Annotated in this window: 24 protein-coding genes; 13 read left to right on the forward strand and 11 right to left on the reverse strand. The window is 57.8% G+C overall.

Translation table 11 applies throughout. From position 1 onward, the window contains the following. Positions 1-2: 2 nt before the first annotated feature. The 5 genes from NCT32_RS32265 to NCT32_RS32285 form a co-directional block, all read right to left on the reverse strand. Positions 3-872: a TrbG/VirB9 family P-type conjugative transfer protein gene (locus tag NCT32_RS32265; protein WP_250491247.1), complete on the reverse strand. Its 870-nt coding sequence runs from the start codon at positions 870-872 to the stop codon at positions 3-5. A 2-nt stretch (positions 873-874) separates the two neighbouring features. Continuing rightward, positions 875-1,579: a type IV secretion system protein gene (locus NCT32_RS32270; RefSeq protein WP_062607219.1), complete on the reverse strand. Its 705-nt coding sequence runs from the start codon at positions 1,577-1,579 to the stop codon at positions 875-877. Positions 1,580-1,900: 321 nt separating this feature from the next. Continuing rightward, a complete protein-coding gene (locus tag NCT32_RS32275) occupies positions 1,901-2,359 on the reverse strand; it encodes a hypothetical protein (protein ID WP_250491248.1) in 459 nt (152 codons plus the stop codon). A 168-nt stretch (positions 2,360-2,527) separates the two neighbouring features. Beyond that, entirely contained in the window at positions 2,528-2,905 is a 378-nt protein-coding gene (locus tag NCT32_RS32280; protein ID WP_250491249.1) for a hypothetical protein, read from the reverse strand. A 484-nt stretch (positions 2,906-3,389) separates the two neighbouring features. Beyond that, positions 3,390-4,235, reverse strand: coding sequence for a hypothetical protein (locus NCT32_RS32285; RefSeq protein ID WP_250491250.1), 846 nt, complete (start codon positions 4,233-4,235; stop codon positions 3,390-3,392). A gap of 613 nt (positions 4,236-4,848) precedes the next feature. Between NCT32_RS32285 and NCT32_RS32290 the strand changes: the two genes are divergently transcribed. The 5 genes from NCT32_RS32290 (at position 4,849) to NCT32_RS32310 (ending at position 11,308) form a co-directional block, all read left to right on the forward strand. Then, the gene (locus tag NCT32_RS32290) at positions 4,849-6,084 is read left to right on the forward strand and encodes a ParA family protein (protein WP_082800757.1); all 1,236 of its coding nucleotides are present in this window, start codon (positions 4,849-4,851) and stop codon (positions 6,082-6,084) included. Beyond that, positions 6,081-7,154 carry a ParB/RepB/Spo0J family partition protein gene (locus tag NCT32_RS32295; RefSeq protein ID WP_045463236.1) on the forward strand — a complete coding sequence of 358 codons (1,074 nt, stop codon included), beginning with the start codon at positions 6,081-6,083 and terminating at the stop codon, positions 7,152-7,154. The genes NCT32_RS32290 and NCT32_RS32295 overlap by 4 nt, the downstream gene beginning before the upstream one ends. A 240-nt stretch (positions 7,155-7,394) precedes the next feature. Next, a complete protein-coding gene (locus NCT32_RS32300) occupies positions 7,395-8,579 on the forward strand; it encodes a Replication protein O (protein ID WP_250491251.1) in 1,185 nt (394 codons plus the stop codon). A 1,425-nt stretch (positions 8,580-10,004) separates the two neighbouring features. After that, positions 10,005-10,208, forward strand: coding sequence for a cold-shock protein (locus tag NCT32_RS32305; protein WP_250491252.1), 204 nt, complete (start codon positions 10,005-10,007; stop codon positions 10,206-10,208). Positions 10,209-11,002: 794 nt separating this feature from the next. Continuing rightward, complete coding sequence (locus tag NCT32_RS32310; RefSeq protein ID WP_250491253.1) at positions 11,003-11,308, forward strand: hypothetical protein; 306 nt, start codon at positions 11,003-11,005, stop codon at positions 11,306-11,308. A gap of 117 nt (positions 11,309-11,425) precedes the next feature. Here the strand turns inward: NCT32_RS32310 and NCT32_RS32315 are convergent, their stop codons facing one another. Then, complete coding sequence (locus NCT32_RS32315) at positions 11,426-11,794, reverse strand: hypothetical protein (RefSeq protein WP_250491254.1); 369 nt, start codon at positions 11,792-11,794, stop codon at positions 11,426-11,428. 226 nt (positions 11,795-12,020) lie between these two features. Here NCT32_RS32315 and NCT32_RS32320 point away from each other — a divergent pair, with 226 nt between their 5' ends. The 3 genes from NCT32_RS32320 to NCT32_RS32330 are packed head-to-tail and all read left to right on the forward strand — an operon-like array spanning position 12,021 to position 14,305. Continuing rightward, positions 12,021-13,265 (forward strand): hypothetical protein, encoded by a 1,245-nt coding sequence (locus tag NCT32_RS32320; RefSeq protein ID WP_250491255.1) that lies wholly within the window; start codon positions 12,021-12,023, stop codon positions 13,263-13,265. Further along, positions 13,217-13,831: a hypothetical protein gene (locus tag NCT32_RS32325; protein ID WP_250491256.1), complete on the forward strand. Its 615-nt coding sequence runs from the start codon at positions 13,217-13,219 to the stop codon at positions 13,829-13,831. The genes NCT32_RS32320 and NCT32_RS32325 overlap by 49 nt, the downstream gene beginning before the upstream one ends. Before the next feature lie 30 nt (positions 13,832-13,861). After that, positions 13,862-14,305, forward strand: coding sequence for a Fis family transcriptional regulator (locus NCT32_RS32330; RefSeq protein WP_250491257.1), 444 nt, complete (start codon positions 13,862-13,864; stop codon positions 14,303-14,305). 12 nt (positions 14,306-14,317) lie between these two features. On the opposite strand, the gene NCT32_RS32335 is transcribed toward NCT32_RS32330, so the two are convergent. Further along, positions 14,318-14,584: a hypothetical protein gene (locus tag NCT32_RS32335; RefSeq protein ID WP_250491258.1), complete on the reverse strand. Its 267-nt coding sequence runs from the start codon at positions 14,582-14,584 to the stop codon at positions 14,318-14,320. 134 nt (positions 14,585-14,718) lie between these two features. Then, positions 14,719-15,048: a hypothetical protein gene (locus NCT32_RS32340; RefSeq protein ID WP_250491259.1), complete on the reverse strand. Its 330-nt coding sequence runs from the start codon at positions 15,046-15,048 to the stop codon at positions 14,719-14,721. A gap of 401 nt (positions 15,049-15,449) precedes the next feature. Here NCT32_RS32340 and NCT32_RS32345 point away from each other — a divergent pair, with 401 nt between their 5' ends. Further along, positions 15,450-15,773: a hypothetical protein gene (locus NCT32_RS32345; RefSeq protein WP_250491260.1), complete on the forward strand. Its 324-nt coding sequence runs from the start codon at positions 15,450-15,452 to the stop codon at positions 15,771-15,773. Here the strand turns inward: NCT32_RS32345 and NCT32_RS32350 are convergent. Then, positions 15,770-16,006 carry a hypothetical protein gene (locus NCT32_RS32350; RefSeq protein ID WP_250491261.1) on the reverse strand — a complete coding sequence of 79 codons (237 nt, stop codon included), beginning with the start codon at positions 16,004-16,006 and terminating at the stop codon, positions 15,770-15,772. The genes NCT32_RS32345 and NCT32_RS32350 overlap by 4 nt on opposite strands. Before the next feature lie 64 nt (positions 16,007-16,070). After that, on the reverse strand, positions 16,071-16,694 hold the full coding sequence (locus NCT32_RS32355) for a site-specific integrase (protein WP_250491262.1): 624 nt from the start codon (positions 16,692-16,694) through the stop codon (positions 16,071-16,073). Between the two features lie 163 nt (positions 16,695-16,857). On the opposite strand from NCT32_RS32355, the gene NCT32_RS32360 reads away from it, so the two are divergent. The 3 genes from NCT32_RS32360 (at position 16,858) to NCT32_RS32370 (ending at position 21,476) form a co-directional block, all read left to right on the forward strand. Then, positions 16,858-17,766 carry an H-NS family nucleoid-associated regulatory protein gene (locus tag NCT32_RS32360; protein WP_250491263.1) on the forward strand — a complete coding sequence of 303 codons (909 nt, stop codon included), beginning with the start codon at positions 16,858-16,860 and terminating at the stop codon, positions 17,764-17,766. Positions 17,767-18,784: 1,018 nt separating this feature from the next. Beyond that, a complete protein-coding gene (locus tag NCT32_RS32365; RefSeq protein ID WP_250491264.1) occupies positions 18,785-20,422 on the forward strand; it encodes a hypothetical protein in 1,638 nt (545 codons plus the stop codon). Positions 20,423-20,435: 13 nt separating this feature from the next. Then, positions 20,436-21,476 carry a hypothetical protein gene (locus tag NCT32_RS32370; protein ID WP_250491265.1) on the forward strand — a complete coding sequence of 347 codons (1,041 nt, stop codon included), beginning with the start codon at positions 20,436-20,438 and terminating at the stop codon, positions 21,474-21,476. 37 nt (positions 21,477-21,513) lie between these two features. On the opposite strand, the gene NCT32_RS32375 is transcribed toward NCT32_RS32370, so the two are convergent. Next, positions 21,514-21,708, reverse strand: coding sequence for a hypothetical protein (locus NCT32_RS32375; protein ID WP_250491266.1), 195 nt, complete (start codon positions 21,706-21,708; stop codon positions 21,514-21,516). A 525-nt stretch (positions 21,709-22,233) separates the two neighbouring features. On the opposite strand from NCT32_RS32375, the gene NCT32_RS32380 reads away from it, so the two are divergent. Beyond that, positions 22,234-23,409: a hypothetical protein gene (locus NCT32_RS32380; RefSeq protein WP_250491267.1), complete on the forward strand. Its 1,176-nt coding sequence runs from the start codon at positions 22,234-22,236 to the stop codon at positions 23,407-23,409. Positions 23,410-23,684: the final 275 nt, after the last annotated feature.

Raw genomic sequence — 23,684 nt, forward strand, 5'->3', positions numbered from 1 at the left:
GATCAAAACACCCCGAACAGGCGGCGGCCGCGCGTCACCGTGACCTCATCCTTGCCGGAACGCAGGACGATCTCGTCGGCCAGACGCTGCAGGACGAGGAAGTCTCCGCGGCGGATGAAGTTCGCGACGACGTGATCGCCGTGGTCGAGAATGAACGGAACCGGCCACTCCTGCGCTTTGGCAGGCATGCGCATCCAGACGGCGTGGCCGTCGTCGAAGACAGTCTCCGGCGTGAACTCGGCGCGGCCATCGACGCTGTAGTCCCAGTTCAGCTTGTCCGGCGCAACGCCGATGCTTCCTGACTCCGCACCACCGCGGCCGCCAGTCGCCGTCGCGTCATCGCGTGCGCTGACGCGGGCCATTGGCGCGCGCGGGTATTGGAAGCGCACGGTCTGATAGAACATCCCGCCCGCCGGCGACGCGATAAGCGTGAAGTCGTACTCGCGCAAATTCGTCGTCAGATGCAGCGTGTTGACTAGATCGGCCTTGTGCGGCTTGATGAACACGTGGTTCATCTTGTCGTCGTCGATCTCCCACTGGACGCTGTCGCCCATCGCGGGGTCAGCAATCAGCTTCTCGCCCTTCTCCAGTTCGATCGTCGTCAGCTTGAGCGGTGCGGTCAGCACGCGGTAGATCTGGTCGCGGCTGTACGGGAAGACGCCGATGCGCGCATCGCCCGGCATCGTCAAAGGATCAGCGCCGCCGTTGAACGGATTGATCGGGCTCATCGGGTCGCCTGCGACCATCGCGGCATTGAACGCCGAGTCGTTCGTGGCTTTCTTGGCCGCAGCCGGTTGGGTATGGAACGCTGCGCACGCAGCGAGAACGCACATGCCGATGACCGGCCGTTTGTTGAGAATGGTTGCGGTCATGCTTATGCGGTCCGCTCAAGGCGGAAGAACGGAATGAAGATGCCGAAGGGGTTCGTCGTCAACGCCTGCTCAGCGGTGGGCGCGACGATCTGATATCGCAGCGTGAGCGCGTATGACTTCACGTCCGGCTTACCCGTGGCGCCCGCTTGCGACGTCGTAGTCGTGAATTCGACAAGTACCGTCGAGTCTTCAAGCAAGGCGATGTTGCGCACGTCGACTTCGCGAATCAGTTTCGGGTTTGCCGTGATCTGCTGGAACGGTGTGTCGGCTTTCAACCAGTCGCGGAATTGACCGGCTGCTGCGCCGATCATTTGCGCCTTGACCGAGTTGATGTTGGCGGTCATGCGCGAAGTCTCGAGACGGTCCGACAGCACCGGCTCGATCGTGAACCAGCGAACGGCCATCTCTTTGACGGTCGTGCGCACAGCTTGCGAGTCGGGCTTGTAGGCGACAAGCTCGGTCACGATCGGGTGACCGCCGGTATCGGCCGAGACGCCCACAACGCGAGTAACCGAAGGCGGAGGTTGCCGTGTCCATACCGCGCCGACGGCAATCACGGCAAGGCCGAACGAGATCAGCATCCAGCGGTTAGCTTCGAGCTTAAGCTTCGTGCTTGTCTCGAAGATGACTTGGCTCGGATCTTCCTCCGCGTACATGCCAGGAGCCGTAGACAGCGCGGCCCGACGCTTGTTTTTAAAAAGACGCATGGCAACCCTTTATTAATGGTCACCATTGAAACAGCACGAGCGTCCTCCGTTTTTCCGAAAGGAGGCCAATTTCGCACGCCATTTCCATTGTCTGGCGCACACTTGACCTCAAGAGCGTGAGCGACCAGCGTGCAAATCGCACTGGACGCAACATTTCATAATACGAAAAGTTAGCCGACTAAGGGGGGTGTGAATATCCGGATCATTTTGTAACAAGACTTTTTTGCTTTAGAATCAGGGCATTAACGAAATGTCCACCCGCAGTGGGACGCTCTCCGGAGAGCGTCACTCTTCGTCCACGGACCCGTTTGAGGCCTTGTCTTAGCGAGCCAGAACCTGCCGTGCCCGGGCATGTGTCCAAGGCGGTTGAGGCAAAACACCACCGTTTTGGTCAGCGTCACGGCGTGCGGCCGGCGCGACGGCAGGCATCCGGTGCTCGAGTATTGCCGAAATTACCTCGCGCATTTGGCAAAACAGGCTAGAACTCCTACGCCCAGCGGCGTCGATCCTCACCACGCCGTACTCCTCGACGGACCAGACGTCTCCATTAGCCCCGGCAAAGGACTTCCCTGCCAAGGCCCGCACCCGTTCCGTCTCCAGTTCCTCTTTTGCTCGCTCATTCCTCTTGTGGGCGGCCGCCTCCTCATCAGCGTTCATCCGAATGGCAAGGAACGAATAATCAATCGGCCGATGCAACAGCGCTTGTAGGTAGGCGAACGCATTCGACACCTTAAGTGATTGCAGCTGTTTTTGGGCGTGTTTTACGACGTCTGAGAGCAAGTGTCCGCGCTCCCGCGCCCGCTTCATCAACGCGCAGACTCCAAACGGAGTTAGCAGCCGTCCCTCTACTAGCCAGCGAAAGTCGGCCGGCAATGAGACAGGCTTTTCAATTTTCACGTGTCCTGAATCGCCCTGTTGTCTCTTTGAAAGATTATTTGGGTTCGCTGTTTACGTATCGCAGCGGTGCGCATCGGCTTCACGGCGGTCCGCCTGTTTTGGTTGCTTCCGGCCTCTCTGCGCGCGGGAGACCGAAAGCTGACTATCCAAACTGCGTGAACCGATCCTGCTGATGGAGGTCATCGAGGCCTGTGCGTTGCGAACAATGATGCCTGCGCCCTTCTCGATACACGGTCGCACGATTGATCCGCATTCAGATGCGATTGTCGTTCCGCATTGAAAACGCCAAAGGGTCGGCGATTCACCGCCGTGAAAAAATCGGCGCGAAGAAGTGGCTACGCGCAAAAATGCGGAAACGGAGTGCGCGCCGTACTGATTGATGCAAAAAACCCCACAGAAGAGGTAGCTCAGATTGACGTCGGCGGCCATCGAGTTAGTGGTCGTCGCGCGGGCGAAGAAGAACGGCGAGGGGAATATGTGCAGCGTTGGCCTATGCCCCCGAAAGGCTGAAGAAAGCCTGACACCTGCCTGAAGGTCGAGTTTGACGTCGAAGAACAGGGTTTACGCAGGGTGGACGTCGAAGAATTGCCTTGGCAGTCGAAGCGGGCGAGTGGGGGTGCGATGAATCCGCCGATCTGCGACTCACCTCCTGCAGCAAACGATGCTTGTTCGGTCCTTGCTGCGCGAGGCGATGCTTGCAACGAACCAGCGGACGTTTAGTTTTGCAAGTCAACCGAAGTTGCCTTGGTTACTCTGCGTAAGCACGATCTTCGAAGCTGCAGTTGCACGTGCTGTACTGTGTTGCACACGCGGTATCTTGCGACTTTACCCGCTCACATATCTCTTTTCGGGAACCCGGCCGCCTTGTTAAGAGGCGAAATTTACAGCATGTCGGTTTTTCGAGTCATGCCGGCTATCGTTGCCTTCGAACGGAAACGGTTCCGACGTTGCGTTTGAACCGAACGTTCATGACCGCCACCTGAACGAGCGCTGCGATCTCGCTGGCACCCGCCAGTAGCTCTTCGGCCTCGTCGAGCTTGACCTTGAATTCCAGGACCATTGCACCGTGGTCTCGGCGTACCGCCAGTTCCACTCCCTGTTCGGGCCGTACCTGAAGCAGATTCGCTACGATCTCATCAATTGTCCTTCGCCGAGGTGCGCTCAACATTTTGTTTGCCCGTGCAGCCATCTCCCGTTCGCCGATTGCCTTGCGAATCTTGACGAGCGTAGCACCGAGGCCGTACGTGATGCGCTTCAATTCGAAAAGTTGCAGCACCTCAGAAGGCAGCTTCGAGATCGCGATCGCCTTTGAAAGACGGGTCCGCTCCCACGTTGGGCACGCGGCCACAGCAGCTACCATCGACGTCCATCGCCCCTCCTCAATTCCTCGCTTGTACTCAGTAGCAAGTGCCAAAGGCGAGATCGGGGAGACGATTCTTTGGGGTCGGCGCACTTGTCTGTCGTCGAGACGATCGACGATTTCGGACCACGACAACCCGAGAGGGTCAATCGCCATTGCACGCTGACAAAGCACGTCGGGCCCGTGCTTCCGTGAAAGTCGGATCAAGTGGCGAGCCGTCTCGGGCCACACGCCCGCCGTTTCAAACAGCGCCAATATCGGCGTCGGCAGTTTCGAAACAGTGATGGCACGGCTCAATGCTCCAGCGGCCACTTTTGGCGTAAATCGCGCGAAGGCAGCAACCGCTTGCCGGCGCGTATTCCACGAAGTGCCAAGGCCCGCCTGATAGAGTTCGGCCAAGGCAAGCGGGTCGCGAGATATGGGAGTTCCAGCTAGTGCAGTCATTCTTTCCTGTCCCGTTAGTGCGACGATTATCTGATGTAACCGGTGCGCGCAAAGGGCCGAAAGGCGTCAATTTTACGCTTCATTTCACGCATTTTTTAGTCAGGCATTTCGTCATAATTCTGCACGAAAGTTATCTTGGGCGACGGAATGGCACGACCAACGAACGTGTCAGATGCTTGCGTGCCGGGCGGAGAGAACCGGCCTTCTGAGGCGGCGACGCTCCCGAACCGGGCCACGAGGCGCAGGGTGTTAAGTCGGATGGATTCGCCGTGCGCAAGTCGTCGGCAGCGCAAATCGCTGTTCGCTCCTTTTTGGAGCGTCGACGTACTCACGGCGTTGCCCGCGTGGTGCGCCGGTCACTCTTCACGCGGAGCGCGCAATCGCGATCGCCCTGCGTACGCGAAAGACTTAAAGTTCTTTCGAATAACTGTCGCACACTCCCGCTCCAGCGAGCTTCTCCAGTAAATGTAAACTTGCGACGCCGCTCGTTTCCCACTATGCTGTCGGAAATTCAACACCTATCGTTTTTTTCTCATCCGAGTGTTGAATACCACAATGGGAGCAGTAGATGACCACGGCCGCTCGGGCACGCCCTGATAAGACCTCGCCGACGATGCAACTTCAAGTCAAGCACGCGCCTAGGCGGATTCCGCTGGCCGGGATCAAGGACATTGCTCAGAGCGCCAGCGACATGCTGGTTGATGTTCGGGAGAGCATGCTCGCTCCGCATCCTCGGAAAAATCCGCCGGTGTTTACTACTGCTCAAGTTGGTGACCTTTGCCGCGTCGATCGACAGCGTATGCATTATCTGGCTCGTACCGAGACAGATCTTCCTCAAGGCACTCTGCGCCATAGCCGCAGTCGCGAGTTTACACTTGAGGAAACAAGAGTTTGGATCAACCGAATTGCCCCTTTTGCCAAACGTCCCGTCGGCGTGAAAGCGAAAACCATCGCCATTGGAAATTTCAAGGGCGGCGTTAGTAAAACGACCACCGCAATGACGTTGGCTCAAGGCCTGACGCTTTTCGGCCGGCGAGTACTTCTCGTTGACCTTGACCCACAAGCGTCGCTTTCTGCCCTGCACGGAATACTAGCGGACAGCGAGGTTGCAGATGAGCATACCGTTCTTCCTTTGATTTACGGCGAGACAGACAGTCTTGAGTACGCGGTGCAGTCAACGTACTGGGATGGTATCGACTTGATCCCGGCGAGTGCTGCGTTGTTTGGAGCGGAATTCTTCCTGCCGTTCAAACAGTCGAAGGAAAAGAACTTCCAATTCTGGAATGTTTTGAATAGTGGTCTGAAGTCGCTTCTTGACAAGTACGACGTTGTCATCATCGATACGCCCCCTGCCCTCTCCTATCTAACTATCAATGCTTTCATGGCTGCCGACGGCCTGATTGTGCCGACGCCCCCCAGCGCACTCGACTACGCATCATCAACGCAGTTTTGGAGTCTGTTCTCGGATTTGTCGCAGAGCATGCAGGAAGTAGCGCCGCAACTCGACAAGAGCTTCGACTTCATCAATGTGCTACTTGCAAAAGTAGACCAAAGCCAAGCAGCAACACCAATTGTTCGAGATTGGATCAACAAAACTTACGAAAGTCTGGTACTTCCTGTCGAGATACCTACGACTGCGGTAACTCAATCAGCGGCAGCGGAATTTGGCACGGTCTACGACATCTCAAAGTACCAAGGGAGTCTAAAAACGTACCAGCGAGCTAGGGAGGCATATGACCGTCTTGCTGAAATCGTGGACCAACAGATTGTCACGCTCTGGCTTGCTGAATCGGAGGCCAAATGAGTATCAAGGATCGGCTTGCAGCGAAGGCAGCGGGAATTGGCTCCAATCCCCGCTCACCGCGGCCTGAGCCAGAAATTCCGAGCAGACCGAAGACTGCCCCTGGACAGTTGATGGCTTCTCTTCCTCTCCTAGCCGAGAAAGAGAGGGAGCTTGAGGTGCTACGCACGCGAATAGAAGAGTTGGAAGCAGGTGCTACGGGTGCCTCCAGCGACGAAATTGCGCGTCTAAGAAAAGAGCTTGCCGATGCTCAACAATCTGGGGCGGCGATCGACATTCGTCTACTCGACTTGCACGAGGTGCCAGGAAGGCGACGACATATGCCGCCGGAGAAATATGCCGAGCTTCGGGAAAACTTGCGGCACAACAAGCTCATTCATCCAATTGTGGTTCTTCCGCGGTCAGAGGGTGGGTTTGAAATTCTGTCAGGTCATCACCGGACAGACGCGTTACGAGAACTGGGTCGCGAGTCTGTCCGATGTGTAGTTGTCGACGCGACCACAGAGGAAGCTGACGAAGGTGCGTTCTTTGCGAATCTAATGCAATCGGATCTTACCGACTATGAGAAGTATGTCGGGCTAAAGCGGTTTCAACAGAAGCACGCTAACTTGAAACAGGCGGAGATCGCCGGCCGAATTGGGATCAGTCAATCGTACGTGAGCCTCTTGCTTTCATACGATCGCCTACCCAATGCAGCGCGTGCAGTTCTTGAAGCGAACGTGGGCATCGTAGGTGCCACCGCGGCGGCTGAACTTGCCAGTCTCTCCGAACTTGGAAAGAGCGAGCGTGTAGTGGAAGCCATTCTTCAAGTTTCCGTTGGAAAGCTGGACCAAGCGCAAGCAGTACGCTTTGCAAAAGATGGGGACAGAACAAAGGTTGCGAAGCCGTTAGCTACGACGTTCAAGGTGAAGGCGGGCAAAAGCACCTGGTGTGACGTTCGTCGCGCAAAGAACGTTATGCGGATTGAGTTCCAGTCCGAGGAAGTTGCCCAGTCGGTTCAAGAGGCCATCAAACGAACGCTGGAAGGTCTTGCAAGCGCCGCAACGAGCGATCTGCACGTTGAAAAAGGCTAACTCACTGATTTTTAAAGGTATGAGACTCTAATTGACTGGAGACTTAACAATGTAGTTTCAGCGACATCAAAACAAAAGCCCTCGGCGGGAACCGAGGGCTTTTGAAGGTATGGCTGCGAGAGCCTAACCGCACACTCACCGGCGGGAACCGGAAAGTGGTCACTACGCACAGACCTGAGTGTAGCGAAACGCGATCTGCAGTCAAGCAAATTCAATCCATTTTTTAATGGACCGCTCGACATGTCTATCGCGCAACGCTTCGTTGCTAGCGAGGGTGAAACACACCCCGAAGATTCGGCTGCCCTCACCGCTTTTCGCTGTGACTCGACGAACCTGCCTTGGATCATCTTCCGGGCGGCATTTCGCGCCGCGCACATCGAACAGATTCCACCGCGCGCCCGCGCCGTCCTCTCCGCCCTTGCGCGAACCGTCGACGCGGCTAAACCGTTCGGCGCCATCTTTGCACGCCGTGAGCTCCTCACCGGCCGCGCGCTGCAGTCCATGCGGACGTTCTATCGCAGCCTTGACGATCTCGAGGTCGCCGGACTTATCGAGCGACGTCCGCAGGCCCGCTATGTCGATGCCGGCCTGTTTGGTCGCGCCTACCTTCATCTCACCGCGCATGCCGCAGCTCTCCTCGGCCTCATTGAGAGCTCCCCCGTGCACGAGAACGAAACCGTCCGGGCGCCCTTTTCAACCGCGCTCGCATTGACCCAGCCTTCTTTGCCTATACCGTCTGCCAAGGTGGCAGACGGTGGAATATATAAGGATCTAAGCCCTTCTATTATTCAAAAGAGACAACCGGGCCAGTTGCCTGCGGACCTTCAGCGCCTGCGCGCCCTGGGTCTTTTTGATTTCTTGATCTTCAAACTGATGCGCGAGGCGCGCGAGCACGGCAAGCGCCTCTCCGACGTCGTTGAAGCCACCTGGGACCACCTGAAGCTTGCCAAGGCACCGATCAACTACCTGCGCGCCCTGCTCCGCAACCCGGTCGATTTCGCCCTCTTGGTACGCCGTCGGAACGACGAACACCATGCCGAGCAAGCACGCACGCAGCAGCGCGTTGACGCCCAAGCCATTGCCCGCCAACATGCCGGTCGCACGTTTATCGACGTCAACGAATCGCGCCTGTTCGTGATCGGGGCCGGTGGTGACTCGCTGACGATCTTCAGTCTCGCGGAGCGCATCGGCCGCCAGGCCGCCGGATGGATGCCGTCGTTTGCAACGGCGCTCACATCTGGCAAACTTCGACCAGCTACCGCGCTAGATCTCGAACGCTTCGCCCATGCGCAACGGGAAGCGTTAGGCAAATCCCAGTCTTGCGCGGCACCGATGGCGCACGCAAAGCCTCCAGTGACGGGCGAGGTACGGGAGCACATCGCCGGCCTGCGTAAGCTCCTGAAAGTGCGGGGGGCGGGCGCATAACGCGGTCAACGCATTGGGGACCAGATGAAGCGAATCGTGCGAACTCACCGCTTGCGGACGGACACGCGGGGCAGGTCATCTGATGGCACGGAAAAACTGCAACTGCCAATCTTAGCCACCGGCGTGCGGCGGATTGCCTGGACGCCTAGCAACAGCGAACGCTGAAAAGCCCTTCGGCAAGCCAGTATCTCGATAGCCAACGCACGATCTCAGCAAGGCGAGGGCGTGATCGGGCGCGACGCGATCGTCGAGCGCAATTACAACGGAGGCGAAGCGTGCAGCCAATGCGGCCGAGAGTCGGCAAAACGCCACAGACCGATGTGGACGCGCATGGAAGACCGGTGCGCGAATGTGTCTATCGGCTTCGAGGAACATAGCTGACTGATAGCTCAAACGTCGTCGCAGTCGAGAAAGCGAAGTCCCCTCGGCGGGCGGGGGCCACGATACAGGACGATGACCACGCGCAAATGGGCGCCCAGCCGGCGCCGGGTCGCTCCCAGTCTCGCCGACGCGACTTCGCCCGAAGGCTCACTTGTCGAGCATTAACGCGTGCGTGGCCTGCCAGCAGCCGCAAACGCCGAACAGCGGGCGCATTTGCGCTAAACCGGCCAAGCTGTCGGAGCACCAGTACGGGGATTTCAGCTCCACCATCGCTTGCCACGTGTGCGGAGAATCTGCGCTTTCAGGCGAACCGCGCGAGCGCCGGCCCGGTGGTGCGTGGGGGCGGACGACAAAGTGGGCCCGGCGGGACGTGCCGTGAAGTCACGGCACGACGTCTGCCTACCGGTACAGGTCTAGTGAACGAGGAAAAGCAATCAAGCTCGGCGGCACTGACCGGATCCAGCGGCCAGCCGGCCCCGTGCAGCGGCTACGCCGGGTAGCCCGAGTGTTAGCGATCGCAGTGGGCAGCGCGTTGCAATGCGCCAGGGTGGTCGCGTCGAGCCTCACGTAGGACCGACGCGGTGCCGTATCCAAGTGGAGGCCATTTGAATCGTCTCTGGCTCCTGGACGCCGGTCACGGAACCGTCACATCCTTCCACCTCGGTTTTCCGTTTGCGATGATCGATGGCGGAGGGGCGTGCCGGCGCGCCTCGCTCCGTCGAACCATCGTTCCACGCGAGTGCCGGAGCCCAACCGACGGTCGCCCACGGCGACACACGCACGCCGTCTTTGGCTCGGCCTCGGGCGAGCCAGATGAGGGCGAGCGACGCTCGTCAAACCTGATAACTTATGTTAGCGGGATAGGGCTGCGCACTCACCTGTGGACAGTCTGCCTGCCATGCATCATCACCCTTCCGCCGACACCACCGAGACACAGGAGCCGAGGGCGCCTTTGCTCAGTTGCGTTACTGGCGATGGCCGATCAAGATAGCGTCCGGCGTTCGCGAGGGCGACGCCGTGCTCAACTTTTTAGGTCACACAAAAATGGCAACCGGGACGGTCAAGTGGTTCAAGGACGACAAGGGTTTTGGCTTCATCACGTCCGATGGCGGCGGTGAAGATGTGTTCGCGCACTTCTCGGAAATCCGCGCTGAGGGCTTCAAAACGCTCAAGGAAGGACAGAAGGTGACGTTCGACGAGAAGATGGGGCCGAAGGGCAAGCAGGCGGCGAACATCAAGCCGGCCTAACTCGTCGCGCCCCGGCGACCGCGCGGTTGTCGGGGCGTCGGCAGGGCAGACGCAGAAAGGCGTTCGACCGAAGCCAAAATAACAGCGAAGGCGAAGGGTTTAAAAAGTGAGAAACCCTCACTTTTTGTCCAGTCGTGAAACATATGTCGTCGTTTCAGAGTCCGCGCTATCTTATTGATTATTTGATGTATACCTCCAAAATATTGCTGTGAACGGTGAGCTGTTTCACGGTGTCGGGGCACCAACGCGCTTCGAACCTGCTTGCGACCTCGATCGTGATCATCAGAACAGCGGAAAACTCGCGAATCGTATTAAACGACATATATTCTGTAGCGTTTGATACCTCGGCTGTCGCGTCGCCTTCGCCGCAAGCAATCATCGGCGCTCGCCTCATCCGCAAAGCGCAGCAATGGCGAAGTGCGGACCCTCAACGCGTGGCGTACTGGGCACTTCTCGTAAAACTTGACGGCGCGGCTACGACGAGTCCGCTGTGATCAGTGCGGACCGTCTCCTTCGCTGGCGCGCTGAGCGCCTCGCGTTTGAACGCGTTTGTCTCGCTTGAGGCGTTACCGGTCGCAGCGGCAAAGCGCTCGGGCACGCCGACCTCGTCCCGCTGCATTCCGACCTTTCTACGCCCGCCGGCGAATTCCTGACGTGATGCGGTGGTCCAAACCGAAGTTCACGGATTGCCGCATGCGCCCTTGCGCCGACGACATGTGCATTTCAGATTCAAAGCGATGGACGACGGCCGGCCTGCTTCAAGTCGTCGCCGAACCGAGACAGGGAGACGAAAGATGCAGAACGGCAGTCCGCCGCGACGGCGCGTGACCTACGAGAAAGGGATTCAGACCAGCGGCTCAGGATGGTTCGCCCGATTACTCGCGATGCTTCTGAGCGCGATCGTCCTCGTTGCGGCCGCGGTGCTGTCGATGGTGCTGCTCGCCGTACTGTTTGGCGTCGGCACGATCGTCTTCGGCTATTTCTGGTGGAAGACACGCGCGCTGCGTCGGCAGGGGCGAGGATTCGGCGACGACGGCCGGACCGTCGACGTTGAGGTCGTCCACCAGGACGCGCCCGATAATAATTCCGCGAAACGCTGACGATCGATTGTGCGCGCCTCTAAGCCATCCGCCTTTTCCACGGATCTAGCCTCGCCTCCGACTGTGGTGGAAGCAATGAGGCTTTGAAGCAAGTCATGCCGAACCCGTCATCGACCGTCACGGACGGCTGGCAGGTTTCGTGGAGCGCAGCGGGGACGCCCGCCCGTTGGTCGCGAAGCGTTCGAGTCTTTCGCGTGCGCCAATATGAACATGCCGCGGCGCATGCGCGAGTTGACGATCAGACTCACGCAGCACCGCCTCGAAAAGCGGGAGGTCCTCGGCACCGAGCATCCAGGCACGCCCGCTTTCGGCACGTTCGAGACTGCGCTCAATGGCGACCTCGACCCGCGCGTAGATCATCAAGTCCGTGTCGCCAAAGCCAGCGTCCTGCACGTAGAAGCTGAGGTAGACGAGCCGAATCAGTTCGTTGAAAAGATACGCGGAACCGGCGCCACTTCTGCAGGCGGCGAAGCTCAAATGGTTCACCAGAGAGATTTCTCGCGCCGCGCACTCGTAGTAGACGAGAGTGAACCAAACCGTGGGAGGCAATTTCGGTTGACTTGACCAACGTCATCGACGGCGTGACGGCGTAGCAACCAATCGGATATGGCGCTTTGTATCTGAAGTTCCGGCGAAAAGAGATCAGCGAGCCCCCCCGGCGCGCTGGCCGTTTCAACTACGCTGGCGACGTTGCCAACCGATCGGAGGTGCTATGCGACTGATCATCGAGGCCCGCGTAGAGGGCGGGGAAGCGCGCGCGACTGATGCGAGGGTTGTTGCTGTGGTGGAACGAAAAGACCGCAGCCTCGCCGACCTGGGGCTCACACTTGCCGAAGGTCGTGCCTTGCTCGCCGAGGTTCAATCGTTTCTTGTGCCGGAGCAGACTGCCGGATGGATGAAGAGCCAAATGGCTTGTCACCGGTGCGGCTCGATGCTGGCCCACAAGGACGCCCGATCGATCGTGCTGCGAACCGTGTTTGGCAAGGTCGACGTGCCGAGTCCGAGGCTGTGGGCGTGCAGCTGTGCGGCAGGGCAAGGGCAACCGCGCCGCTCTTTGAGCCCGCTGTGCAAGGCCGTTCGCCAGCGAGTGACCCCGGAATTGGAGTACCTGCAGGCTAAGTGGGCTGCTCATCTACCGTACCGTCAGGCCACTGAGCTGCTTCGAGAGGTCCTTCCACTGGACAAAGGGATTTCTTTTGGTAGTACTCGCCGTCGAATCCTCACCGTCGGCAGCGCGCTGGACGCGCAGATCAACCGCCATATCGTGTCTGGACCAAAACCGGTCAGCGGAGAGCAGGTTCGCGAATCGACCACCGTCGGCTGCGTGAGCGTCGACTCGGCGTGGCTGAGCTTCAGCAGCAGCCCCAAGAGCCGCAAGGCCATGCGCGACCTTGCGGAGCTGAAATCGCCTTGGTCGCAGAACTTGCCGCGGGATCGACATGTCAACATCGTTGCGGGGCGTGCAACTCTCTCTGATCGCCCCCCGCGTCTCTACGCGTACGTGCATAAGCTAGTGCCGTCGGCGCCCGCACGGCTGGACCAATTTCTCCTCGCAAGCGGCGTGGCTCCGGAAGAGCGAGTCACCGTTATCAGCGATGACGCTGGCGAATTCGGCAAGGCTGTGGACGGCAGCCAGCTCGCCAGGGGAAGGATCCTGGACTGGTTTCATATCGCGATGAAGTTCAAGACCGCCAAGAAATCAGTGTTTGGAAGCCAGACGGTGGAGCCTCACGAGCGAATCGCTATCGAGACAGAGATCGATCACGCCAAGTGGCTGGTTTGGCATGGAAAGGGCCGGCAATCGGTCTCCCGTATCAAGGCCCTGGATGCCACGCTGTTGGCAAAGGAAGGCTACGAGTACTCGACGTTATACTGGAACCTTTACGGCAGTGGCTGGCCATTGCCGGCATGTCGAGTGCCATCAGTTCCATCGTGGTGCTGTTGGTGCAAGGGTTGAAAGATCGGGTCACTCACCGACATGAGCGGCGCGACGCGGCCCTCGAAGTGGTGATCTCGCTTGAGGGTTACGCCCGCGTCTGCCGCGCCATGATGCATCGCGCTGACTGGGCGCGTGACGAGTTGAACAGAACGGGCAACCGCGATGCCGTGAAAAGCGCCATGCTGCCAGCGTTTCTGTTTCCCGAAAAAATCCAGTGGCGACGACTCGGCCATCGCGTCGTGTCCGATTTGCGTGACTTCCCGGCCAGAATACATGCGGGTCGTGAAGATCTCGGGTCATTCGCCGACTATGGCGACCCTGTCGCGCTTTGCGAGGAAGTGAGCGTCGAGTGCGCAAAGGCAGCACGAGATGCGCTGGCGCTGGCGCGCGAGACGCGGAAAAAACACGGATGTGTGCCGTGGCGGCCGGGCGCGAAGGATGCCGACCTGAACCGCGAGCTCCTGACCTTCATTTCGGCCGCGGAGGAGAAACGCGACGCACGCGGCAATCGCCAGACGATGAGCGTCGGACCTGCGATCATCTCCGAAGCGGCTGGGGCGGATTCCCGCATCGCGCTGCAGTGAACGCACGATCCGAATGGTAGACCTGACGAGATGCCTGTCTCCAAAAAGCGCAGATCGCCCAAGACACCGACGCGTGCACAATCGAAGCGCTTTCTGCTTCCCATGCCGCGGCAGGAGGCCGACGCGCTGTGTCTCCAGTCACGGATTGCGCTCGAATCGGTGCGAGGAGGCCGCGCCGGAAGTCACGAGACGACCATCCTCGCGCACACGGTCCTGCTGACAAGTTTCCTTACCGAAGCAGGACACGGTGTGCTCGATCTGTCATTGGTTCGTCACGTCGAAGAAGCTGTGCTCGCGATCCTCGATGCAGGCAAGGCAACCGGCGAATGGAACTTCGACGAGACATTTGTCGAGTCGCTGACCACCATCATCAATGAGTACGACCGCCAGATGAGAGAGGTGCGATTCGGTCAAGTCTTGGCAGCCACCCAGCGTCTGGATCGGATGTTCGCCTCGGTACGCACGGCCCGTTAAGCAGGAAGTCGGCTAATCCAGCTCTCCCTTGTATGAGAGGAGCACTGGAGCGACGCTGAACCTGCAACCGTACTGATCGATTTGCAGCGGCTCTTCACGCGATTCGTCGGTATTGCATCCACTCTTCTCGCGAGTTTTGCATGGCCAAGTCCACGCTTCAAGCGCCCAAGCAGGGATGTCGCTCCTAAGCTCGAATTGATACTCGGCGGGTGACCACCAGATGTCATCAAAGGTTTCGTCGAGCAGTTGTTGCACATAAGCGAGATCTGCGAGGCTCATTGGCGTGCGCCGCGTCCTGTACCGGTCCTGGCCCGCGATAACGCACCTAGACTGGAGATCGAGCACGAGGCGATGAATCAGAAAGGGTTCACCTGCCCAAACCGACGTCCAGTCTCCCATGGCGTATCGATCTGTCATGCTGGGTCATCGGATATGTGATCGTCTTGCGACTGCTTCAGAAGTTCCTCCTCGGCATGTTTCAATAAGGCCCGCGCGTATTCCGAGATGAAGGCGCTATCGTGATGGGTGGCCTTTCCGAACACAGTGGCGAGAATGCGCCGTGCTTCAATCGCAAATGCGGCACGGTCTTCCTCCGTGCTGAACATCACGTCAGTGACGATCCGTTCAGCGTGGTCGTGGATGGTGCCGACCTTCTTCCCATCGAACAGAATTCGGGCCGTCGCGTTGACGCCATGCCGTGTCTCGGTGAACTGGATGCTCAGGGGATCGATGGTATAGGGCATGTAGGCTCGGAAGAAAAGATTGGAGGGTTGAACACCTGCGCCATTGTTTTGGCACATCTCCGATCCTATTCATCTAATCGAGAAGTCAAGGAAGCCCTGCAAAATCCACAGTCAGCGGACTCGATCCGCAGAGACGAGCGCACCCCTTTCCCCAGTGCAGTCGCCAGCGAGCTAGCCACCGGACTTCGAATATGCGTGCCATCCTCAGAACAAGACACGAACTGTCCTGATGATCATTAAGATGTTGCCCAGGTGAGGTTCGGCGCAGAGCTCGAGATACGAGATGATTGATGCCGCTCGCCGGCAGAGCGCGCCCGCAGTGCACCGCATCGTGACATTCGCGCTGGATCTCATGAGCGCGCGTTCAGTTAAATGTTGTGCAGACGTTCACTCAGGCGCCCATGAAGACACGCACGCTTCCCCGCTTCGAACCTGTCGGCGTCGACGAGGGGCGGGTGCTATGGAAGAAGTACCGTGGGAACGCAGACGTTGAGCGCATGCTGCTCGAACTTGCGCAGGCGCGCCAGACCATAGGAGAGATCGAAACTTTCTTTGCCTCGGTCCGGCGGGCATGGGAAGAGGAGAACCTCGGACAGTTGGTCGCCATGGAAAAAATCCGCCTGTTACTCATGGAGCATCATCTGAGATACCGTGCGCTCGCTGGATTGAAGCCGCCGCCTCGAGATGAGGATCCCGATGAGCCAGAACCGGCGCTAGTCGATTAAAACGCGTTGTATCGCATCGATTTACTTCGATCGGTTGAAATTTCGATATCGAAGCCCTCGGGCCAACCGTGATTCATGACGCGCAGTGCATCCTCTGCAATCCGTTCGGGCGCAACGTCTTCATAGTCGCCTTGCGGCATGACGAGCAACAGTGCGTATTCATGCCCTTCGTGCCCTTCGTCCCCTTTGCCACCGCGATCTTCCCGGCCAGGTCGTTCATTTCGGTCGTCCATCGCCGGATCTGATCGTCGAGGACCTTCTTGTCACCTTTCGTCACGTTTCGTTTTGTTCGTTGTTTTAGTCTGTGACGCAAGCTGCAGCGTCAAGCGTGAACCGAAGGCGCGTCACGGTTCGGTGGCTCGACAGGCCGAGCAGGTTGCTGACCTGCTCATTGGTTTTCCCCGCCACGAGATGGCGCCTTCCATAGGTATTGCGTAAGAGGCGAGGGCTTTCATCTGCGGCCGATAGTCCCGCGGCCTCGAGCGCCGTGCGAACGCACTTGACCAAGGTGTCGGGTTTCATAGGCTTGCCTGCGGCCGTTGCCACGAAAAGCCAGTCCGTCGCGCAAACAATCGCTTTCCGGGCCTCATAGTACGCGCGCAGCACATCAATGGCGAAACTGTCGATCGGTACGCGTCTGGCGAGCCGCGAACCATGTTTCTCAACGAGCACGCTAGGCCGCTTGTCCTCCATGTCAAGGTCCGCGACCCGGAGCAGACTCAGTTCCGCCGCCGTGACGCCGCACCCGAGAAAGAGCGCGACGATCGCCGTATTGCGCAACTCTTTCGCGGATGCAGAAGTCGTCGTCCGACACACCGTCTGCAGGCGCTTGTCGTCCTCTTCAGATAGATAGATTGGCGTCGGTTCATCCTCGGGCCAGTTCTCTCGCGCAAGCAAGTGTCGATATACTGAATTTGCCAATCGTTAATCTAACGCGAAGCTGGCGCTTCGCCAACATCTGCACCCAGAAAAGCCGCTTGAAGCGCGCCTTCTCCGTTCTTTTAGATGCTGATTAGACGCTCGCTGCTAGCCCATTGCCGCGGGCAGTGGCATAGTGCGAGTATTTTCGGAATAGGAGAGTGCAATGGCGACGCTAGAAGCGATTCAAGCGCGGATCAAAAAACTCGAAGCTCAGGCGCAAGCTTTAAAAGCCAAGGCTGCGAGCGGCGTGATTAAGCAGATTCATGACTTGATGGCGCGTCATGAGATTTCGATCGATGACGTCGCCGGATTCGTTGGCAAGGCATCGGGTAAGACCAAAGCAAACGCAGTGGGAAAAGCGGATTCAACGAAGTATGTTGATCCGCAGACCGGTGCGAGCTGGAGCGGCCGGGGCAGGGCGCCGGCGTGGATTGCGAATGCAAGCGATCGCACCGCGTTCCTCGCGGCGGGTGCTGGCGAGGCGCCTGTTCGCGCGAAGGTGTCGGTAAAGCGCAGGATCGCCGCACGCAAAGGACCTCAGCCCGCTCTGTATCGCGATCCGGTCTCGGGATTGACATGGAGCGGATTCGGTCGCGCACCTGGTTGGATTGCGAGCGCAAAGGATCGTAGTGCATTCCTGATTGAGAAAGATAGTGCAGCGGGCGCGAGCAACGCGGGCGCACCGGTGGCCGCGAAAAAGGGTGCAGCCGCGAAGCAGCCGACACCGAAAAAGGCCGTAAAAGTGGTCGCGGCAAAGCCGGTCGGGAAGAAGGCGGCGTCGAAAAGGACGACAGCGAAGAAGGGAGCGGTTACGAAGACGGGACCTGCAGCGAAGAAACGAGTTGCTGCCAAGAAAGGGGCAGCGGCGAGCAAAAGCGCAGTCGCCAAGAAGGGAGCAGCTGCGAAAAAAGCGACGGCGGCGACAAAGGTCGCTCAGAGCGCGGCGACAAAACGTGCTCGCTCTATGGGCACGGGTCCGGCCCGCAAGTCACGAGCAGCGGTTGAGAGTGTTGCACCCGTTGAAAGCCCTGCTCAAAGCGTTGGGGCGGAAGCCGAGATTCCGAGCCAATAAGGCATTCTGCGATCGCCGCGGAGAATCTGCGCGGCGATTACCTTCAGAAGGCTTTCTCGGTGAATTAAGCGAAAACCTATCGAAGCTCATAACGTAAGCAAAGCACCTGATTCGGCCTTAGCCGACATTCACCGATAAGGCAACGCTCGGCAGCTGCCGGTCACTATGCTGCCGTTGGCAATGCGGTCGAGGTGAATGTCCGCATCGGAGAAATTCCGACGAGGTCTTCATGGTCATCTCCAGCCATTCAGTCAGACGCGACACGAAGCGTAGACTTCGATGGCGACCGGCTGTGTCTTATTTGGAGTCTTCGGAAAATTCCTGACCATTGGACCAAATGCCGATGTTCGACACATCGCTTACGGCGAACTATTGGGGCTCACCATAGATCCTCCAAGACATGATGCACATTCCTCGAGGGCGTAAGTTCAACAATAACGGGGCCTCGCTCTATGAAAACCGCATCGAAGCACGGTTTCCGGTTCCACAATGACGCAATTTTGGGAGCAAGGTGCGCCATTGCATCAGCGAGGTTCACGTTCGGTAGTGGCAGGTTATCGTAAATGGAAAGCCAGTTCATCGGAAACTGCCGATAACCGGCTAGCTTCGCGTGTTTGTCCTCGATGTTCTGCATATCGATGGCATGAACTGCAATTTGCAAAGCCGATCAGGCCGACCAATCCGTTCCGGGCAAATATCGCGCCAGAAAGGACGAAGCAACGGCCGGACGCACACGTGACACATACGTTGGGAACGCGTCGAGAAAGCATTTCGAAAACTTTCCGCTGCTCTTCGATGGACTTCGATCGTCACCATTCGGCACATTGGCAGGACGGAAAAAACGACTGACTGTGAGCTCGATAATCGCCGCTGGATCGCAACAATTCGCTTGCTGATTCTCCGGCATTGTCCTATACCCATCACTTATGACGCCACGGTCTTCGACTTCGGCTATTGAATGTCGAGCGATCTTTCAAGAATACGGGGCGACTCCTCCATCTCGATCGAGAGCCAGAAGATGACCGAGCCCAAGTCACGCAGCAAAGAAAGCGTAGAGAAAGGCCTCGGCTTCACTTACTTCTGGTACGTCTTCTACTTCGTTGTTTCCACATTTCTGTCTGGAATTGTTTTCGGTACTAACGCCGATCAATTAGCGGATCTCCACTGGGCAGACCTTCGCACGGAGCTGTTGCGCGGCCTGGAGGGCTGGAGCGCTCTGCTCAATAGCAATCTCAAGCATCATGTCAGTTCAGGCGGTGGCGCTCACGCTCCGCTTACGTTTGCCAGCTCATTCGTCCAGATTCTCACCGTCGCCGCTATCTCGGCATTCTGCTTTTATGCGTTTCGCCTCAAGGAACGCAAGGAACGTCCGGCGTTCGTCTATCCGATCGTACTGCCGGTGCTGCTGTTCTGCATCGGCATGCTGGATCAATATCAACCGGCTGTGTTCGCAATGGCCGTGGTCGCCATCATAGTCGCGGCAGAGCACTACGGCACATTGAGCGAACAAAAGTCGTTGATCGGTGAGCAAAGCAAGCGGCTCGAACGAAACGCGAATTCAGCTGAACATTCAGCCTACGAGATAGCAAAGATCGCGCATTCGATGCCGCATCTATTGACGCCAATCGGATTGAAGCGTTTCGTCCACGACGTTCACCTCGCCTATCTGAATGCGGAGACCATTTACGCGGTGGTTCGCATGCACGATATCGATGATCTCTGGTGGGGGCTCGTCATAGAGGCTATCCGGTCCGAGGAAAAGAAGACGAGGGACGGGCACGTCGTAGCGCGCGATGTGACGGACTTTCGTCGATTGACTGGAAAAGCGTGGGACGCCTACTTCAAGCCACCCCATTCCGTAAAGGGAGACACCCCAAAGCTGACCTTCTACGAGTCTCTCACCAGACACCCGCAGTCTTATACGAACAACGGGGCGCCGATACCCGATGCTCCGCAAACGACCGAAAAGCGCAAGATCAAGGCACACTTCGTCTCGCCGCTGCCGTCGTGGGACGATCACGACAGCGACGATGAAGAAAGGAGAAAGGCCAGGCACTTCGCGGCGTGGCTCGGGCTTGCCTGGGAACTGATCGTGATCGGTCGAGTGAAGCACGAAGTCGACGGTTCCAGCGAAATCAAGGCGTGGGTCTCGCGGCCGCTGTGTTGGGCTCATGCGACCGACAAGAAAGTGCTGCAGATCATATACGCGAACACCCTGCGTGACTCATACGTGCAACGCGTCGCCGACACCAGTGATCCGAAGGAAACCCAGAACGTTCTGGATCGAAACTTCAGTCGCGACGTGATCGATTCAATGCAGAATGAAATACGAACCTATGCCGATCGCGGTTCGTCAGCGGAAGACTATCTACTGTCGATTTTTGCGCAAACGTATTTCACGGCCTATCCGCGTGATAACGCCGCCGAAGGGGTTATGCTCGAAATGGTATTGAACAAGCTCGGCATGGCTGCGTGGACGCTGAGAGCATGGAAAGAGCACGACGTCGAACCCAGGTTTCTCGAAACCGTGGCGCTGGAGGTTTTTACCCAGTTTCTCAAAGGTTCGAGAGCATCGAGTATGCTTGCGTCCAGGGCCGGAGCGTCGAAAGACGAGACCCCCATGCTTGCGAAAGATCTCATATGGGGCATCCTTTGAAGGAGACAAGCTCATGGCAAGGCGCTCGGAGTCATTCGATCGGGTCATCCAGCTTCTTGCCCAGCGAGTCGAAGCCGAGCTACGCGTGCATCGGGCGAGCGGCGAACAAATCCGCAACATTCACGCACACGTCGCGAACGGGATGACCTCGGCGGATTGCAAGAAACATTCCGACGACATCTTTGAGCAGTTGAATCGGTCGATGCAGCAAGCGGACGATCGCCGCGTTCTTACCACGGTAGGCGATGAAGCATTCAAATCAGGCGACGACGACGAACTCCTCGAAACGTTGACCGCATGCTGGCTAGGTCTTTACTTCCTGGGCTTTCCCTATCACCCCGCGTGGGAGGCGGTTCTATATTTTTCGGAGAAGAACGGCTTTCCGCGTGGCGCGCCGTTGTGCAAGGCCGCAGGCGACGTCTACCGCGCCGCGAGGTTGCACCACGAGGAACAGCGTCAACCATGGTCCGATGCGAGCCTGAAGACGGTCTATACGCTCGAACACAATCCGTTCAGCTTTCTCACGGATGAGGATCAGGAAGGCGAGCCGAAGGGCGAAAGCGATCCGAAAACGGATCCAGTGACCAAACTGGGTATCTGCTACGAATACCTGCAGTTTCGTGTATATGTGGAATCGAGTTACGGACTCGAGTTGTGCATTCCCGAGACCAGTCTGCGCGCGCGGCTTAAGCGCGAGGACTGTACCCCTGAAAAAGTATGGGCCTTGATGAGCGATTCATTTGGTGAGGTGGACAGCAGCCTCCAGAGAGTCGTCGTGGTGAATGACCAACGCGACCTTCACACCTTGCCGTCCTGCGTTCTGTGGGGCAATGAAGGCGTGTATCGTACCCGCAAACAGGACGACGACCAGCGCGAAGGCGCCCGGAAGCGCGCGGGCGATGGAACGGAAACCTTCGGCCGACCTGGCAACTATCTGGCAACGCGTCTCGTCCGAAACTATCGCGACAAATTGAAATTTGCTATTCCCGAGGGCTATTCGGTCAAGGCGATCGGAAAACAGGAGTTCATCAACTATTGCCGACGGCTGATATAACAAGGTCGGCCGCGCTGTGCATCCCTCGCGACCGGACTCAACCGAACAACTTGATCAACGCGGCATTGACGTTCTCGTCATCGGACAGCGCCGTGGTCACGTCATCGACCATTTGCTGAAACTGTGGATCGTCGCCGCGAAGTGCGCGGCCGAACTCTTTGTCGGGGATGAGTTCGACGACCAGGCGAGTCAATCGGCGCCGGCCTAATTTCGGCCTTTCGACATCCGCCATCAGATCGCTGACAATCCCAAGGGGCAAAGCGCATCGATGACGATGATGCCCCAGGGACCGCCAGCAATGTGCTACGAGCCTTCGGCGACGGCCCCTCTGGTCGCTCATCCGTCCGGCTTCACCTACAGCGCGACAACGGACGGGACGATCCCAACGTCATGTCCCAATATGTCCCATCGCTGGACATGACTTCCGATCCTGCTCTGGCTAAAGTCAAACCCGCGGCCTCACTAGAACGGTGAACGGAGTCGCCTCTTTACAATTGATTCAATTCTGGAGCGCGCCATGTCGGGAAGCAAAACGAAGGGAAACAAGACAGCAGCGTCAAAACCGATGACGCAGGACCGCGCGTCAAAGATTCAAAGCGCTACAGCAAAAAGTACGGGTACGGTGACACCGAGGCATTTCGCGGCCCGCGCAGGACGCGCCGCCGCAAAGAATTCGACTAGCACGGACCATTAATCGGATAACGTTCAGGAAAAAGCGTGCGCTGCGAATCGCGGCGCACGCGTAGGGGGAGCATAGATGACAAAAGAGGCGATTGTCCTTAACGGTGACAAAGTCAGGTTCCGGATCGCGGAATTGGGCATCCCGCGAAAGCAATTGCTGGCTGGAATGCACGGCAAAACTTTGCAACGCATACTCAGAGGGGAGAAAACGTCATTAACCACTGCCCATCATCTAGCCCGGGATCTCGGGACAACATTGGAAGAAATCAAGGGGCCAGTTACAGACGACGATCTCACGGCCTGGTTGTCGGGACACTGGCTTTACGAAGACGGGCCAGCGACGAAACTCGACAAAAACACATCCAGCATGTCCTTCGTTGGAGCGGGTACGAAGGTTATCATCGACTCGCCACCGATTGGATTCGGCAATCCTTTTGCAAAACTTCTCGCTTTGCGGCCTGAAATCTGTCGCAAGCTAGTGGTCCGTCGCGTCGGCCAAACGTTCGAGGTTGAGGTTCACTATTTCGATTACGCTAATCATGGTCGGGAGGTTGCCTATCAGTTTGGAGTCTTGTGTCGCTTCTTCCCCCTTTCACGTGAGGGAGACAACTTTCTCAAGCGCGCGATGAGTGCCCCGCTAAAACGGTATTTCTGGGCGTGGCTCCGCGAGACCGCCATGGCCAACGCGGAATTGGTCGAGATTGAGGGCGAAGAATTTCCAACGCATCCTCACGCATATCGCCCGTTGGTCATTTTTTCGAAAGGCCATACTGCTGAAAACGAAGTACGCATTCGTTTGTTTTCCCAGCTTCAGGTTGATTTCCGTGAGTCGCTAATCGAATACCTAGACTCGCTTGAAGATCGAAGGCTTGTCTTCGCTCGGGCCACGCGCCTTGGCATTTCGATCACCATCCTGCCAACCGTCAAGGAAATGGTCGCGGACAATGAGTACGCACCGACATCGATTCATGTATTTCTCGTATGGTCAACGCCAACTGGAAGCATGCGGCTAGCCCCATGGCGATACGACCATCGCCAAGAGTTTGCAGCGGCAATCGCAGAACAACGATGGCGCGACTTCTATTCGCGTGGAATGCCAGTCCGTCAGTTTGACGATGACTTTGTGGATGATCCGCCGGCTCCTCCAATGAGCGCGGATCCCAACGTTCCCGTAGAGCTGCTGACGGCGCTTAGAGACATCGACTGGTACGACTCCGATGATCAGTTCTCCGCGCTCCTTGGGAACGATTGATCTCGCTGCGCGAACGCCATGACAAACTTGAAACCGGCAAGCAGGACAACCGGTAAGAGCCAGAACAACTCAGGTTTCAGAGTAGCTCGGGTGAATTAGCCGCATGCAATTTCGAGCCGTGTAAACGAACGGTGCGCAGAAGATGCATCGATATATCAAGGGATCGGACCAGCGGGTCCGACCTATCGCTGGGTCTTTAGAGGTGGCCTCATTCGTTCGGACAGGATCCGCCAGTTTTTAAGTGGAATCGCTGAGGCAATCAAGCTGCCGATTTT

The sequence above is a fragment of the Caballeronia sp. INML2 genome, assembly GCF_023631365.1.
Taxonomy (GTDB): Bacteria; Pseudomonadota; Gammaproteobacteria; order Burkholderiales; family Burkholderiaceae; genus Caballeronia; species Caballeronia turbans.

Bases quoted from the DNA above. Each gene is read 5' to 3' on its own strand.
- NCT32_RS32350 (WP_250491261.1), bottom strand. From the start codon at position 16,006: ATGGACGACCGAAATGAACGACCTGGCCGGGAAGATCGCGGTGGCAAA.
- NCT32_RS32380 (WP_250491267.1), top strand. From the start codon at position 22,234: ATGACAAAAGAGGCGATTGTCCTTAACGGTGACAAAGTCAGGTTCCGG.
- NCT32_RS32325 (WP_250491256.1), top strand. From the start codon at position 13,217: ATGTCGAGTGCCATCAGTTCCATCGTGGTGCTGTTGGTGCAAGGGTTG.
- NCT32_RS32335 (WP_250491258.1), bottom strand. From the start codon at position 14,584: ATGAGCCTCGCAGATCTCGCTTATGTGCAACAACTGCTCGACGAAACC.
- NCT32_RS32270 (WP_062607219.1), bottom strand. From the start codon at position 1,579: ATGCGTCTTTTTAAAAACAAGCGTCGGGCCGCGCTGTCTACGGCTCCT.
- NCT32_RS32340 (WP_250491259.1), bottom strand. From the start codon at position 15,048: ATGCCCTATACCATCGATCCCCTGAGCATCCAGTTCACCGAGACACGG.
- NCT32_RS32265 (WP_250491247.1), bottom strand. From the start codon at position 872: ATGACCGCAACCATTCTCAACAAACGGCCGGTCATCGGCATGTGCGTT.
- NCT32_RS32360 (WP_250491263.1), top strand. From the start codon at position 16,858: ATGGCGACGCTAGAAGCGATTCAAGCGCGGATCAAAAAACTCGAAGCT.
- NCT32_RS32290 (WP_082800757.1), top strand. From the start codon at position 4,849: ATGACCACGGCCGCTCGGGCACGCCCTGATAAGACCTCGCCGACGATG.
- NCT32_RS32280 (WP_250491249.1), bottom strand. From the start codon at position 2,905: ATGGCCGCCGACGTCAATCTGAGCTACCTCTTCTGTGGGGTTTTTTGC.
- NCT32_RS32345 (WP_250491260.1), top strand. From the start codon at position 15,450: ATGAAGACACGCACGCTTCCCCGCTTCGAACCTGTCGGCGTCGACGAG.
- NCT32_RS32305 (WP_250491252.1), top strand. From the start codon at position 10,005: ATGGCAACCGGGACGGTCAAGTGGTTCAAGGACGACAAGGGTTTTGGC.
- NCT32_RS32310 (WP_250491253.1), top strand. From the start codon at position 11,003: ATGCAGAACGGCAGTCCGCCGCGACGGCGCGTGACCTACGAGAAAGGG.
- NCT32_RS32330 (WP_250491257.1), top strand. From the start codon at position 13,862: ATGCCTGTCTCCAAAAAGCGCAGATCGCCCAAGACACCGACGCGTGCA.
- NCT32_RS32295 (WP_045463236.1), top strand. From the start codon at position 6,081: ATGAGTATCAAGGATCGGCTTGCAGCGAAGGCAGCGGGAATTGGCTCC.
- NCT32_RS32300 (WP_250491251.1), top strand. From the start codon at position 7,395: ATGTCTATCGCGCAACGCTTCGTTGCTAGCGAGGGTGAAACACACCCC.
- NCT32_RS32370 (WP_250491265.1), top strand. From the start codon at position 20,436: ATGGCAAGGCGCTCGGAGTCATTCGATCGGGTCATCCAGCTTCTTGCC.
- NCT32_RS32365 (WP_250491264.1), top strand. From the start codon at position 18,785: ATGACCGAGCCCAAGTCACGCAGCAAAGAAAGCGTAGAGAAAGGCCTC.
- NCT32_RS32320 (WP_250491255.1), top strand. From the start codon at position 12,021: ATGCGACTGATCATCGAGGCCCGCGTAGAGGGCGGGGAAGCGCGCGCG.
- NCT32_RS32375 (WP_250491266.1), bottom strand. From the start codon at position 21,708: ATGGCGGATGTCGAAAGGCCGAAATTAGGCCGGCGCCGATTGACTCGC.